We start from the raw sequence: 12,698 nt of genomic DNA on the forward strand, positions 1-12,698 counted from the left end.
CGCTCGGGGCCACGAACCGGGGGCGGCCACGTCAGCGGGTGAAGCGCTTGAGCCCCGCGGTGTCCAGGGTGATTCCGGTCCCGGGGACCGGAACGGCCTCACCGTAGGGGTGGGTGCTGCGGTCCAGGTACTCGCCACGGACAGGACGGCTGTGCACCACCACGGCGTTGGCGTCCCGGTCCACCAGCAGGTGGACGCCGATACCGGTCGCCGCGTAGGCGGCGGGCTTCTCGACACGGTCGCGGGCATGGGTGTCGGCGTCCCAGGAGGTGATCTCGACGACGGCCAGGACGCCGCCCGGGTCGGCCCATTCCCCCGTCTGGTCGAACTGGCCGATCGGAGCGAGGACACCGTCGGGGCGGGCACGACCGTTGCGGTAGGTGTCGACCTTGATTCCCAGCCCGCTGGTGAGGAGGTCGAGGTCGGGGCGGTGGGCCATGAACTCACGCATCAGCTAGGTGAGGATCCCCGCGTGGGCTCCGTCGGTCACCTTGTGGACCCAGACCTTCCCGTTGAACATCTCCATACGAACGCGGTCGGCCTCGAAGGCCTGTTCCGCGAGGTGCTCGAACAGGTCGGTCCCCATGGGGAACGTCGGCATTTCGGGCGGCGGGTGATGCTCTGCAATGGTCATGCGGCCCCTGGGTGGTGCCGGTGGCGGGTGGTGATGACACGGACACGATCTCCGACATGGGCGTTCGGTGGCTCGTCAGGAAAAGCCGAGCGCAGTGGTCCGGTCCCCTGCACATGGCCAGGGTAACGCCGAGGAGGGACCTCGGACATGCCCATAGTGGAAATTCCAAGATCCGAGATCGCTCAGGACAAGGGACACTCCGCACATCACCGAGCGGGCACGGTCAGGCACCACTGGGTGACGGTGCGGGCGGGGGTCCAGCCGGTGAACGTGCCGATGGGCGCGGTGGTCTCCACGGCGATGCGGGTCAGCTCCCCGCCGTGGCGCCGGTAGGCGTCCGCGAGCAGCTGCTCGGTCTCCAGCGTCACCCCGTGCGCCACGAGTCGGCCGCCCGGGCCCAGCGCGTCCAGGCAGGTGTCGAGTACGCCCGGCCGGGTCGCGCCGCCGCCGACGAACACCGCGTCGGGGGCGTCCAGCCCGGCAAGCGCCTCCGGCGCCCTGCCGGTGACCACGCGCAGGCCCGGGACGCCGAGCCGGTCCGCGTTGCGGCCGATCCGCCCGGCGCGCCCGGTGTCGGCCTCCACCGCCGTGGCCGTGCACGAGGGGTGGGCGCGCATCCACTCGATGCCCACCGAACCCGCGCCCGCGCCCACGTCCCACAGGTGCTGCCCCGGCGAGGGCGCCAGCCGGGCCAGCGCCGAGGCGCGCAGGTCCCGCTTGGTGAGCTGGCCGTCGTGCTCGAACGCCTCGTCGGGCAGCCCCGTGACCAGCCCGTACCCCGCCGGCCCGGCGAGTTCCAACGCGAGCACGTGCAGCTGGGGCACCTCCTCGGGCGGGGTGCCGAACCAGTCGCGCGCCGTGCTCTCCAAGCGCGACTCCGCGTCCGCCCCCAGGTCACCGAGGACGGTCATCCGGCTGGCACCGTAACCGGCGCCGACCAGCAGGGCGGCGACCGTCCCGGGGGTGGTGGCGTCCGAGGAGAGCACCAGGACACGGTGGCCGGGGGCCAGGTCGCGCATCAGCAGGTGCGGATCGCGCCCGACCAGGGTCAGCACCGCGCACCCCTGCGCCGGCCACCCCATCCGGGCGCGGGCCAGGGCGACCGAGGAGACGGCCGGTTCCACGCGCACCGCGTCCGCTCCGAGCAGTTCGACCAGCGTGCCGCCGATCCCCGACACCAACGGGTCACCGGAGGCCAGCACGACGACGCCGCGGCCTTCGAGGGAGGCGAGCAGTCCGGGCAGGCCCTCGCGCAGCGGGGAGGGCCAGGCCTGACGCCGCTGGCCGGGCACCTGCGGCAGCATGGCCAGGTGCCTGCGCCCGCCCAGTACCGCGTCGGCCGCCAGGACCAGCCCGCGCAGCCTCTCGGGCACGCCTGACCAGCCGTCGGCGCCGACGCCGACGACGGTGATTCGGGGAGGGGAGGTCTCGACCTTCATGGGCAGGACGCTATCGTGGCGGCCGAAGGTGCGAGGTGCCCCGGCTGCCCACCCATCGGAAACGGTGGGGACGGCGTCCGGGGAGAATCTGGGAAGCCCGGTGAGACTCCGGCACAGGCCCGCTGCGGTGAACCGAGCCTCCGAACAGGAGGACTCGGTCAGTCCGAAGACCGGCCCCGCACCCGCCCATGACCGATGGCGCAACGAGCGGGAGCCTCACATGCCATTGCGGACGTCCCACTATCCCTTCTCGGCGATCGTCGGCTGCGACGCCGAACCACTCGACGACCTCGGCCTGTCCCTCGCCTTGGCCAGCGTCTCCCCCGAGATCGGCGGCGTCCTGGTCCGCGGCCAGAAGGGCACCGCCAAGTCCACCGCGGTGCGGGCCCTGGCCTCCCTCCTGCCCCCGGTCGAGGTCTACCGGGGTGATCGCTTCTCCGTCGACCCGGCCGACCCCGCGCAGGAGTCCCCGGACGGGCCCTTCCCCCCCGGCACGGCCGTGGAGGGCCGCCCGGTGCGCCTGGTCGAACTTCCGGTGGGCGCCACCGAGGACCGCGTCCTGGGCTCGCTGCACCTGGAGCAGGCGCTCACTCACGGCCAGGTCGCCTACGAACCCGGTCTGCTGGCGCGCAGCCACCGCGGCCTCCTCTACGTGGACGAGGTCAACCTGCTCCACGACCACCTGGTCGACCTCCTCCTGGACGCCGCCGCGACCGGCCGGGTGACCGTGGAGCGCGACGGGTTCTCCGTGGAGCACGCCGCACGGTTCCTGCTCATCGGGACGATGAACCCCGAGGAGGGCGAGCTGCGCCCGCAGCTCCTGGACCGGTTCGGGCTGACCGTCGAGGTCGCCGCGCCCTCCGACCCCGCCGCCCGCGTCGAGGTGGTCCGCAGGCGGATGGCCTACGACTCCGACCCCGCCGCCTTCTCCGATCGCTACGACCAGGCCGAGAAGGCCCTCGCTGAGCGCATCGCGACGGCCCGGGAGACGGCCCGGCGTGGCCGGCTGTCCGACGCCGCGCTGCTGAAGATCGCGCAGGTGTGCGCGGCGTTCGAGGTCGACGGCCTGCGCGCCGACATCGTGACCGCGCGCACGGCCCTGGCGCATGCCGCCTGGCAGGGCAGGACCTCGGTCACCCTGGCCGACATCCGCCGCGCGGCCCTGCTGGCCCTGCCGCACCGGCGCCGACGCAACCCCTTTGACGCGCCGGGTCTGGACGAGGAGCTCCTGGACCGGATCCTGGGGGACGAGGAGCCGCCGCCGGACGACCCCGAACCGCCGGGCGGCTCCCACGACCCCGCCGACTCCGGTGACCCCGCCGCCCCCGGCGAGGACGGCGCCCCCGACACCGACGGCCAGGAGGAGGGCCCCTCCCAGGCACCGGACACCGGGGCCGACGGACCGGAGCAGCCCCCCGCTCCGCCCCAGGGGCCGGAGGGCTCCCAGGGGCCGGAAGCGTCCGAGCGGACGGAGGAGCCGGAGGGGGACGAGGCCGGGCCCCGGCCCACGGCGGGCACCACGGTCAGGGCGAGCGCCCCCTACCGCCCCCGGACGTTCACCGCGCGGGGCACGGGGGTCGGCGCCGACGGCCGGCGCAGCCGCGCCATCGGCACCCGGGGCCGCCGGATCGGGGCCGAACCGCCCGGCGGGGGTTCGGGCAGCTCGCTGCACCTGGTGGAGACCGTCAAGGCCGCGGCCTCCCGCCCGCACGGCGGCGGCCGGGTCAGCCTGCGCCCCCGCGACCTGCGCGTCGCGGTGCGCGAGGGCCAGGAGAGCAACCTGGTGCTGTTCTGCGTGGACGCCTCCGGCTCCATGGCGGCGCGCAAGCGCATGGGCGAGGTCAAGACCGCCATCCTGTCACTGCTCCTGGACGCCTACCGGCGCCGCGACAAGGTCGGCCTCGTGACCTTCCGGGGCACGAAGGCCGAACTGGTGCTGCCCCCGACCCGTTCGGTGGACGCCGCCGCCGCCCGCCTGGACGAACTACCCGCCGGGGGGCGCACCCCGCTCGCCGAGGGCCTGCTGGAGGCCGCCCGGGTCCTGCGGCGCGAGCGCCTGCGCGACCCGAGGCAGCGCCCGCTGCTCGTTCTGGTGACCGACGGGCGGGCCACCGGCGGCCGGGGTTCGGTCGGCCGCTCGCTGGAGGCCGCCGACCACGTCGCCGCACTGGGTGTGGCCACCGTCGTCGTGGACGGCGAGTCCGGCCCGCTGCGCCTGGGCCTGGCCGCCGCCCTCGCCACCCGCATGGGTGCCGAACACCTCCCCGTCAGCGAGGTCAGCGCCGACGCGCTGGGCAACGCCGTGAGAGAAAGGGCCGCCTGATGCCACAGGGCAAACCGCTCGTCGTCCCCGACGACGGGCTCACCACCCGGCAGCGCCGCAACCAGCCCGTGCTCGCCGTGCACACCGGGGACGGCAAGGGCAAGTCGACCGCCGCGTTCGGGCTCGCGCTGCGCGGCTGGAACCAGGGCTGGCGGATCGGGGTGTTCCAGTTCGTGAAGTCGGCGAAGTGGCGCATCGGCGAGCAGACCGTGCTCGAACGCCTGGGAGAGCTGCACGAGGAGACCGGCGAGGGCGGCCCGGTGGAGTGGCACAAGATGGGCTCGGGCTGGTCCTGGAGCCGCCGCCAGGGCAGCACCGAGGACCACGCCGCGGACGCGGCCGAGGGCTGGGCGGAGATCAAGCGCAGGCTCGCCGACGAACGGCACGACCTGCTCATCCTCGACGAGTTCACCTACCCGATCCACTGGGGCTGGGTGGACGTCGACGACGTCGTGGCCGCCCTGCGCGACCGTCCGGGCCGCCAGCACGTGATCGTCACCGGCCGCCGCGCCGCCCCCGAGCTGCTGGAGGCGGCGGACCTGGTCACCGAGATGACCAAGGTCAAGCACCCGATGGACGCGGGCCGCAAGGGCCAGCGGGGGATCGAGTGGTGAAGGCCCCGGCGGCTCCCGGGCCGACGGAGCCGTCTCGACCGGCGCCGCCACCCCGCCCGGCCACCCTGCCGAGGCTGATGGTCGCCGCCCCCATGACCGGGCAGGGCAAGACCACGGTCGCCACCGGGCTGATGGCCGCCCTCGGCGGCGCCGGGCTCGCGGTCAGCGGCCACAAGGTCGGCCCGGACTACATCGACCCCGGCTACCACGCGCTGGCCACCGGCCGCCCCGGCCGCAACCTCGACCCGCACCTGGTCGGTGAGGGGCGGGTGGCTCCGCTGCTCCTGCACGGGGCCCGGGGCGCGGACGCGGCCGTCGTCGAGGGCGTGATGGGGCTGCACGACGGGCGGATCGGCACCGACGGCTTCGCCTCCTCCGCGCACGTGGCGGCCCTGACCCGCACCCCGGTGGTGCTGGTCGTGGACGTGTCCCGGATGTCCCGGTCGGTGGGCGCGCTGGTGGCGGGCATGGCCGCCTACGACCCGGCGGTCGAGGTCGCCGGCGTGATCCTGAACAAGGCCGGTTCGGCGCGCAACGTCGCCGAGATCATCCGCTCGGTCCACCTGCCGGTCCTCGGTGTGGTCCCCCGTGACGAGCGCATCGCCAGCCCGTCCCGCCACCTCGGGCTCGTCCCGGCGTCGGAGCGGGAGGGCGCGGCGCGGGTGGTCGAACGGCTCGGTGAGCACGTCGCGAACCATGTCGACCTGGACGCCCTGCTGGAGGTGGCCCGCTCGGCGCCCGCGCTGGACGCCCGCCCCTGGGACCCGGCCGAGGAGGTGACGGCCCCGGGCACGGGCCCGCGCCCGGTGGTCGCCGTGGCAGGGGGCCGGACCTTCACCTTCCGCTACGCCGAGACCGAGGAACTGCTCACCGCCGCCGGATGCGAGGTCGTCGCGTTCGACCCCCTGGAGGACACCGAACTGCCGACCGGTACCCGGGGCGTCTACCTGGGCGGCGGCTTCCCCGAGGTGTACGCGGGTGAGCTCGCCGCGAACCGGAGTCTGCTGGCCGAGCTGCGCGAGGCGGTCCGCGGCGGGGTCCCGACCGTCGCCGAGTGCGCGGGCCTGCTCTACCTCGCCGATGCGCTCGACGGCCACACCATGGCGGGTGCCGTCCCGGCCGACGCCCGGATGACGGAGCGGCTCACCCTGCGCTACCCCGAGGCTGTCTCGCCCGGGGACACACTGCTGACCCGGGCCGGGGAGAGGGTCACCGGCCACGAGTTCCACCGCACGGCCCTGACACCCGGGCACGGAGACCAGCCGGCTTGGGAGGTCGACGGTACGCCGGAGGGTTTCGCCTCCCCGACCCTGCACGCCTCCTACCTGCACGTGCACTGGGCCGGGCACCCGAGGCTCGCCGCGAGGTTCGCCGGGGCCGTGCACAGCGCTCCGGCCATCGCCCCGGCTCCGGCGGCCGAGCCGTCCCCCGCCGCCAGGACGGCTGCCCCCGGCAGCGAACCGGTGGCCGATCCGCTGCGCCACCACGGCGACGTGGAGGCGCGCGGCGGCATGCTCGACTTCGCCGTCAACGTCTACCCGGGGCAGCGGCCCGCCTGGCTCGACCGGGCCCTGCGCGAGAGCCTGGACCACGCCGGCGTCTACCCCGATCCCGAACCCGCGCGCGGGGCCGTCGCGCGTCGGCACGCCCGGCGGCCCGCCGAGGTCCTGCCGACGTCGGGCGCGGCCGAGGCCTTCACCCTGGTCGCCCGGCTGCGGCCGTGGCGTCGCCCCGTCGTCGTGCACCCGCAGTTCACCGAGCCGCACGCCGCCCTGGAGCAGGCCGGGCTCATTGTCACCACCGTGCTCTGCGCGGAGGGCGGCGGTTTCGCCCTCGATGCCGACGCGGTCCCCGAGGACGCGGACCTGGTGATGGTCGGCAACCCCACCAACCCCACCGGTGTCCTGCACCCGGCGGTGGCGCTGCGCGGGCTGTGCCGGCCCGGGCGGCTGGTCGTGGTGGACGAGGCGTTCATGGACGCCCTGCCCGGGGAACCGGAGTCCCTGGCCGGTGAGCGGATCGAGGGCCTGGTGGTGCTGCGCAGCCTCACCAAGCACTGGTCGGTCCCGGGTATCCGCGCCGGATACGTGGTCGGTGACGAGCCCGTGGTGCGCGAGCTGGCCCGTGTGCAGACGCCCTGGTCGGTGTCCGCACCCGCGATCGCCGCCACCGTCGCCTGTATGAGCGACGAAGCGAGCGCGGAGGCGGAGCGCCGCGCGAGGGAGTTCGACGGCTGGCGCGCCGACCTGGAGGCCGGACTGCGCGAGGCGGGGATCGGGTTCGTGCCCTCCCGGGCACCGTTCGTACTGGTGAAGGCGGGCGAGGGGGTCCACGCACGGCTGCGTGGCCAGGGCATCGCCCTACGCCGGGCCGACACCTTCCCGGGGCTGGACGCCGCCTGGGTGCGCGTGGCCGTGCGCCCGCCGGAGACCACGCGCAAGCTGCTCGCCGCCCTGTCGTCGCCCTGAGCCCGAGCCGGGCGGGCCTCCGGCTGCGGCCCCGTCTGCGACTTTCGGCTGATCCGCCGGAAGGACCGCCCGGCTAGCCTGTAGCCGTGCACGGTTTCCTCCGTTCCCTGTGGGACGAACCCCGCCCTCCCGGCATGCGGGGGCCCGCGTGGTGGGACGGGGTCCTCGTCGTGGTGTGCGCGTCGGCGGCACTGGCCGAGGGGGCCCTGCGGCCGGGCCTGCCCTGGCTGTTCCTGACCGTCGCGGTGGTCACCGGCCTCGCCCCCGCCCTGCTGTGGCGCCGGACCCATCCGCTGGCCGTGGTCGCGGCGGTCTTCGGCGGTGCGGCCGCGCTCACCCTGGTGACGGGCGGAGAGGCCGGGGAGATGTACACGACGGTGTACTTCCTGGCGCTGCCGTACGCGCTGGTGCGGTGGGGGTCCGGACGACAGATCGTCGCGGGGTCCGCGATCGTGCTCCTGTCGTCCTCCGTCGACCTGGTCCTCGGCGCACCGGAGGCCGCGGACCTGGTCGGAGGCGTCGCCGTCCTGTTCGCCACCGGCGCCCTCGGCGCCGCGCTGCGGTACCGGGGCAGGGCCAGGGCACGTGAGATCGACCGCGCCAGACTGCTCGAACGCGAACACATCGCCCGCGAACTGCACGACACCATCGCCCACCACGTCTCGGCCATGGCGATCCGGGCCCAGGCCGGACAGGCGGTCGCGCAGACCAGACCGGAGGCCGCCGTCGAGGCCCTCGAAGTGATCGAGTCCGAGGCCTCGCGCGCCCTGGGCGAGATGCGCACCATGGTGCGCGCCCTGCGCCGGGACGGACCCGCCGAGCGGGCACCCAGCCCTCACATCGGCGAACTGGAGGAGCTCGCCTGCCGGTCCGGGCCGGGCCCGGTCGTGGAGGTGGAGATCGACGGCGAACTCGACGAGCTCGCACCGGCGGTCACGGCCGCGCTCCACCGTCTGGCCCGGGAGTCGGTCACCAACGCCAGGCGCCATGCCCGCGACGTCGGCCTCATCAGGGTTCGTGTCGACGCCGACGACACGTCGGTACGCCTGCGTGTGGGCGACGACGGCGCCGGCGGCCTCCTGCGGCCGTCCGCTCCACCGGGGTACGGGCTCATCGGCATGGCGGAGCGCGCCGAACTGCTCGGGGGCACCTGCGAAGCGGCCCCGAACCCCGACGGGGGTTGGACCGTGACCGCCGTGCTGCCCCGTTCGGGGGCGCCCGCGTGAGCATCCGGGTGGTCGTGGCCGACGACCAGGAGATCGTGCGCACCGGCCTGTCCATGATCTTGGACGCCCAACCCGGCATCGAGGTGGTCGGCCAGGCCGCCGACGGACGCGAGGCCGTGGAACTGGGGCGGCGGCTGCGCCCGGACGTGTGCCTGTTCGACATCCGGATGCCCGTCGTCGACGGCGTGGAGGCGACCCGCGCCCTCGCCGGACCCGAGGTCGAGAACCCCCTCGCCGTCGTCGTCATCACCGTCTTCGACCTCGACGAGTACGTCTACGCCGCCCTCAGAGCGGGGGCCCGGGGGTTCCTGCTCAAGGACGCCGGAACCGATCTGCTCACCAGGGCCGTGCACGCCGCCGCCGCGGGCGAGGCGCTCATCGCCCCGAGTGTGACGGCCCGGCTGCTCGACGCCTTCGCCGGTTCCGGGCCCGCGGGTCCCCCGGTCCAACCCCTCCAACCCCTGACCGGCCGGGAGGAACAGATCCTCTCCGCCGTGGCGCGCGGTCGGACCAACACCGAGATCGCCGGGGAGTCCCACATCGCGCTGAGCACCGTCAAGACCCACATCGCGAGCCTGATGGCCAAGCTCGGGGCCCGCAACCGTGTCGAGATCGCCATGTGGGCCTACGAGACCGGCCGCGTGCGAGGGCGGCGGGGCCGGTAGTACGAGAGGGCTCCCGTACTTTCGGCCGAGCGGGTTGGGGCCCATCTTCCGATGCCCGGCTCCCCTCTCGGCGGCCACGATCGGGGCATGACCACCACCGTGAAACCCCCGGCCCGAGCCGGGTGGACCGTGCCCGCCCTGCTGATCCTGTTGAGCGTCGTACCCCTCGTCGCCGGGGCCTTCCGCGTCGGCGAGCTGGCCTCCGGGGCACCGGTCACCGCCGACAACGCCCGTTTCTTCGCCGCGCCCCTGCCCGTGGTCCTGCACATCCTCGCCGCGAGCCCCTACTGCGTACTGGGAGCCCTCCAGTTCTCCCCCGGTCTGCGCCGACGCCGACCCCGCTGGCACAGGGCCTCCGGTCGGCTACTCGTCCTCCTGGGGCTGGCCACCGCGCTGACGGGGCTGTGGATGACGCTGTTCTATTCGATTCCGGCGATCGACACGGGCTTCGTCACCGTGCAGCGGCTGGTGTTCGGTTCGGCCATGGCCGTCGCCCTGGTCCTCGGTTTCGTGGCGGCGCGGCGCCGGGAGATCGCCCGGCACCGCGCCTGGATGATCCGCGCCTACGCGATCGGGCAGGGAGCCGGGACGCAGGTGCTGACCCACCTGCCCTGGATGATCCTGGTCGGTGAGTACACCGAACTCAGCAGGGCGCTGCTCATGGGTGCCGGGTGGGTGATCAACCTGGCCGTGGCCGAGTGGTTCATCCGCAGGGGCCAACGCCCGCGCAGCGTCCAGCGCGCTCGGGAGCACTCACCCGGGTGAAGGCGGAGACCGCCTTTTCGGAGGCGGGCACCTCCGGCGGGCACCGGGGAGTGCCGGGGGTGCCGCACCGCGACGCTGCCCGGACGTGGTCAGGCTGCGGCGAGGACGCGAATGCCACCCGTGTTCCGGGCCGGGAGGCGGCCTGCGGGCGGGTCGGTGCGCGGGCGCAGTTCCAGCAGTAGGGCGTCGAGGTCAGGGGCCTCCTCCGGGCCGGCGGGGCGGCGGCCCAGAACGACCGGGTGGCCTCCCCCACCAGATGACCAGGGAGCGTGGTGGGCCTGGACACCGACGGGCTGAAGAAGCGGTTCGCCCGCTAACAGCTACGGGACACGAACCGACGGTCTTCGCTCACCCCAGTTCGGTCACCCAGTCGAACGCCTCCGCCACACCGTTGACGGCGGGCACGCCCGGCGGGCCCGGTGGACGCCGCACCACCACGACCGGAACACCCAACCGCCCGGCGACCTCCATCTTCGGCCAGGTGTAGGTGCCGCCGGAGTCCTTGGTGATGAGCACGTCGGAGCGGTGCCCGGCCATCAGCTCCAGCTCGCCGTCGCGACGGTACGGGCCCCGGCTGGTCACCAGCCGCCAGGCGGCGGGGAGTTCGAGCTCGGGCACGTCCACCACCCGGGCCAGGACCGCGCGCTCGCCCAGGGCCGACACGAAGCGGGCCAGCTCCTGGCGGCCGACCGTCACGAACGGCCGCTCTCCGAGCCCGGCCGCCAGCTTCGCCGCCTCCTCGTGGGTGTCGGCGTAGTGCCAGGCCGGGTCCGGCTCCCACCCCGGCCGCTCCAGCCGCAGCAGCGGCAGGTCCGTGCAGGCGGCGGCCGCGTTGGCGCTCATCCCGAGCGCGAAGGGGTGGGTGGCGTCCACGACCGCGTCGTAGTCGGCCAGGGCCGCGCGCAGTCCGGGCACGCCCCCGAACCCGCCGATCCGCACCCCGCCCACCGGCAGGCGCGGCCGGGCCACCCGTCCGGCCAGCGAGGTGGTCACGTCCACGCCCGCCCCGACCAGCAGGGCGGCCAGTTCACGGGCCTCGGACGTACCCCCCAGAAGCAGGAGTCTCATCGGGCACGCTCCTGACCGAGCAGGGGAAGTTCGGCGGGAGCCCCCTCGCGGGCCAGCCCCAGCAGTGCGTCGACGTCCAGGTACCGCTCCGCGAGGTCGGCGAGCAGGTCCATGCGCCGCTCGCGCGCGGCGGAGAAGTCCGTCCCGGACGGCCCGTACCCCAGCGCCCGGGCGAGGAAGGCCGCCCGGAAGGCGTCACCCTCCAAGCTGCCGTGCCACATGGTCCCGAAGACGTTGCCCGATCGCGCTCCGCCCAGGAACTCCTCCGCGCCCCCGCCCACGGTGATCCGGCCGTGGTGGATCTCGTAGCCGCCCGCGGGCGCGCCCAGCGCCTCGCCCTCGGGCAGGCGGAGGGTCTTGTCCGCGATGAAGTCGGTGCGCACGTCGAGGAGGCCCAGCCCCTGCGCGGACGAACCCGGCGCGGCCTCGACCCCGTCGGGGTCGGTGACGGTCCGCCCGAGCATCTGGAAGCCGCCGCAGACGCCGAGTAGCGGCCGCCCCCGTCGGACGTGTCCGGTGATCGCCTCGTCCAGTCCGCGCGTGCGCAGCCAGGCCAGGTCGGCGAGGGTGGAGCGGGTACCGGGCAGCACCACGAGGTCGGCGTCGGCGATGTCGCGCGGTCCGGAGGCGAAGACCACGTCGAGCCCGGGTTCCAGGCCGAGCGCGTCCACGTCGGTGAAGTTGCTGATGCGGGGCAGGCGCACCACCGCCACCCGCAGCGTCGCTTCCCCGTCGGCCCGCCGCCCCTCCAGGTCGAGGGCGTCCTCGGAGTCCAGCCACAGCCCGGGGTCCCACGGCAGGGTTCCGAACACCCGGCGGCCGGTGATCCGTTCGAGGTCGTCCAGACCCGGCTGGAGCAGGGCGTGGTCGCCGCGGAACTTGTTGACCACGAAACCGGCGATCAGGGCCTGGTCGGCGGGTTCCAGCAGGGCCACGGTCCCGTACATGGCGGCGAACACCCCGCCCCGGTCGATGTCGCCGACCACGACCACGGGCATCCCCGCGTGCCGGGCCAGGCCCATGTTCACGTAGTCGCCCGCGCGCAGGTTGATCTCGGCGGGGCTGCCCGCCCCCTCGGCGACGACGACGTCGTAGCGGGCGGACAGGTCGTCGAAGGCGGCGTGTGCGGCCTCGGCCAGGTGGCGGCGCCCCGCCTCCCAGTCGGAGGAGGACACCTCCCCGGCGGGGTGGCCGAGCAGCACGGCGTGGCTGCGCCGGTCGCTGCCCGGTTTGAGCAGCACCGGGTTCATCGCGGGCTCGGGAACGGCGCGGGCGGCCAGCGCCTGCACCCACTGGGCGCGGCCGATCTCCGCCGGGCGCCCGTCCGGGCCGTGGCAGACCATCGAGTTGTTGGACATGTTCTGCGCCTTGTACGGCGCCACCCGCACGCCCCGGCGGGCGAAGGCCCGGCACAGGGCGGTGGTGACCACGCTCTTGCCCGCGTCGGAGGTCGTCCCGGCGACCAGGACCCCTGTCACTCCTGCACCCCTGTCACT

The 12,698-nt window shown here is 74.6% G+C and carries 9 protein-coding genes, 1 pseudogene and 1 riboswitch; of the genes and pseudogenes, 6 read left to right on the top strand and 4 right to left on the bottom strand.

Annotated features, from left to right (window positions below; genetic code table 11):
• Nucleotides 1-31 precede the first annotated feature (31 nt).
• Nucleotides 32-634: pseudogene (locus tag ACFWTE_RS12445) on the bottom strand (Uma2 family endonuclease).
• 206 nt (nt 635-840) lie between these two features.
• Complete coding sequence (gene cbiE, locus ACFWTE_RS12450) at nt 841-2,073, bottom strand: precorrin-6y C5,15-methyltransferase (decarboxylating) subunit CbiE (RefSeq protein ID WP_378779437.1); 1,233 nt, start codon at nt 2,071-2,073, stop codon at nt 841-843.
• A gap of 72 nt (nt 2,074-2,145) precedes the next feature.
• A riboswitch (cobalamin riboswitch) is annotated at nt 2,146-2,249 on the top strand.
• 44 nt (nt 2,250-2,293) lie between these two features.
• On the opposite strand from cbiE, the gene ACFWTE_RS12455 reads away from it, so the two are divergent.
• From ACFWTE_RS12455 to ACFWTE_RS12480, 6 genes are all read left to right on the top strand, one after another.
• A complete protein-coding gene (locus tag ACFWTE_RS12455; protein WP_378779438.1) occupies nt 2,294-4,396 on the top strand; it encodes a VWA domain-containing protein in 2,103 nt (700 codons plus the stop codon).
• Complete coding sequence (cobO, locus tag ACFWTE_RS12460) at nt 4,396-5,010, top strand: cob(I)yrinic acid a,c-diamide adenosyltransferase (protein ID WP_378779439.1); 615 nt, start codon at nt 4,396-4,398, stop codon at nt 5,008-5,010. The genes ACFWTE_RS12455 and cobO overlap by 1 nt, the downstream gene beginning before the upstream one ends.
• 77 nt (nt 5,011-5,087) lie before the next feature.
• A complete protein-coding gene (locus ACFWTE_RS12465; protein ID WP_378779441.1) occupies nt 5,088-7,478 on the top strand; it encodes a cobyrinate a,c-diamide synthase in 2,391 nt (796 codons plus the stop codon).
• Nucleotides 7,479-7,564: 86 nt separating this feature from the next.
• Complete coding sequence (locus ACFWTE_RS12470) at nt 7,565-8,704, top strand: sensor histidine kinase (RefSeq protein WP_378779442.1); 1,140 nt, start codon at nt 7,565-7,567, stop codon at nt 8,702-8,704.
• Nucleotides 8,701-9,369, top strand: coding sequence for a response regulator (locus tag ACFWTE_RS12475; RefSeq protein ID WP_378779443.1), 669 nt, complete (start codon nt 8,701-8,703; stop codon nt 9,367-9,369). The genes ACFWTE_RS12470 and ACFWTE_RS12475 overlap by 4 nt, the downstream gene beginning before the upstream one ends.
• Before the next feature lie 87 nt (nt 9,370-9,456).
• Nucleotides 9,457-10,134: a DUF2306 domain-containing protein gene (locus tag ACFWTE_RS12480; protein ID WP_378779444.1), complete on the top strand. Its 678-nt coding sequence runs from the start codon at nt 9,457-9,459 to the stop codon at nt 10,132-10,134.
• Between the two features lie 348 nt (nt 10,135-10,482).
• Here the strand turns inward: ACFWTE_RS12480 and ACFWTE_RS12485 are convergent, their stop codons facing one another.
• Together ACFWTE_RS12485 and ACFWTE_RS12490 are read right to left on the bottom strand one after the other, a co-directional pair.
• The gene (locus tag ACFWTE_RS12485) at nt 10,483-11,202 is read right to left on the bottom strand and encodes a cobalt-precorrin-6A reductase (protein WP_378779445.1); all 720 of its coding nucleotides are present in this window, start codon (nt 11,200-11,202) and stop codon (nt 10,483-10,485) included.
• A complete protein-coding gene (locus ACFWTE_RS12490) occupies nt 11,199-12,680 on the bottom strand; it encodes a cobyric acid synthase (protein ID WP_378779446.1) in 1,482 nt (493 codons plus the stop codon). The genes ACFWTE_RS12485 and ACFWTE_RS12490 overlap by 4 nt, the downstream gene beginning before the upstream one ends.
• Nucleotides 12,681-12,698 lie beyond the last annotated feature (18 nt).

The organism is Nocardiopsis sp. NPDC058631, from assembly GCF_042716955.1.
Taxonomy (GTDB): Bacteria; Actinomycetota; Actinomycetes; order Streptosporangiales; family Streptosporangiaceae; genus Nocardiopsis.

Bases quoted from the DNA above. Each gene is read 5' to 3' on its own strand.
- cbiE (WP_378779437.1), bottom strand. From the start codon at position 2,073: ATGAAGGTCGAGACCTCCCCTCCCCGAATCACCGTCGTCGGCGTCGGC.
- ACFWTE_RS12455 (WP_378779438.1), top strand. From the start codon at position 2,294: ATGCCATTGCGGACGTCCCACTATCCCTTCTCGGCGATCGTCGGCTGC.
- cobO (WP_378779439.1), top strand. From the start codon at position 4,396: ATGCCACAGGGCAAACCGCTCGTCGTCCCCGACGACGGGCTCACCACC.
- ACFWTE_RS12465 (WP_378779441.1), top strand. From the start codon at position 5,088: ATGGTCGCCGCCCCCATGACCGGGCAGGGCAAGACCACGGTCGCCACC.
- ACFWTE_RS12480 (WP_378779444.1), top strand. From the start codon at position 9,457: ATGACCACCACCGTGAAACCCCCGGCCCGAGCCGGGTGGACCGTGCCC.
- ACFWTE_RS12485 (WP_378779445.1), bottom strand. From the start codon at position 11,202: ATGAGACTCCTGCTTCTGGGGGGTACGTCCGAGGCCCGTGAACTGGCC.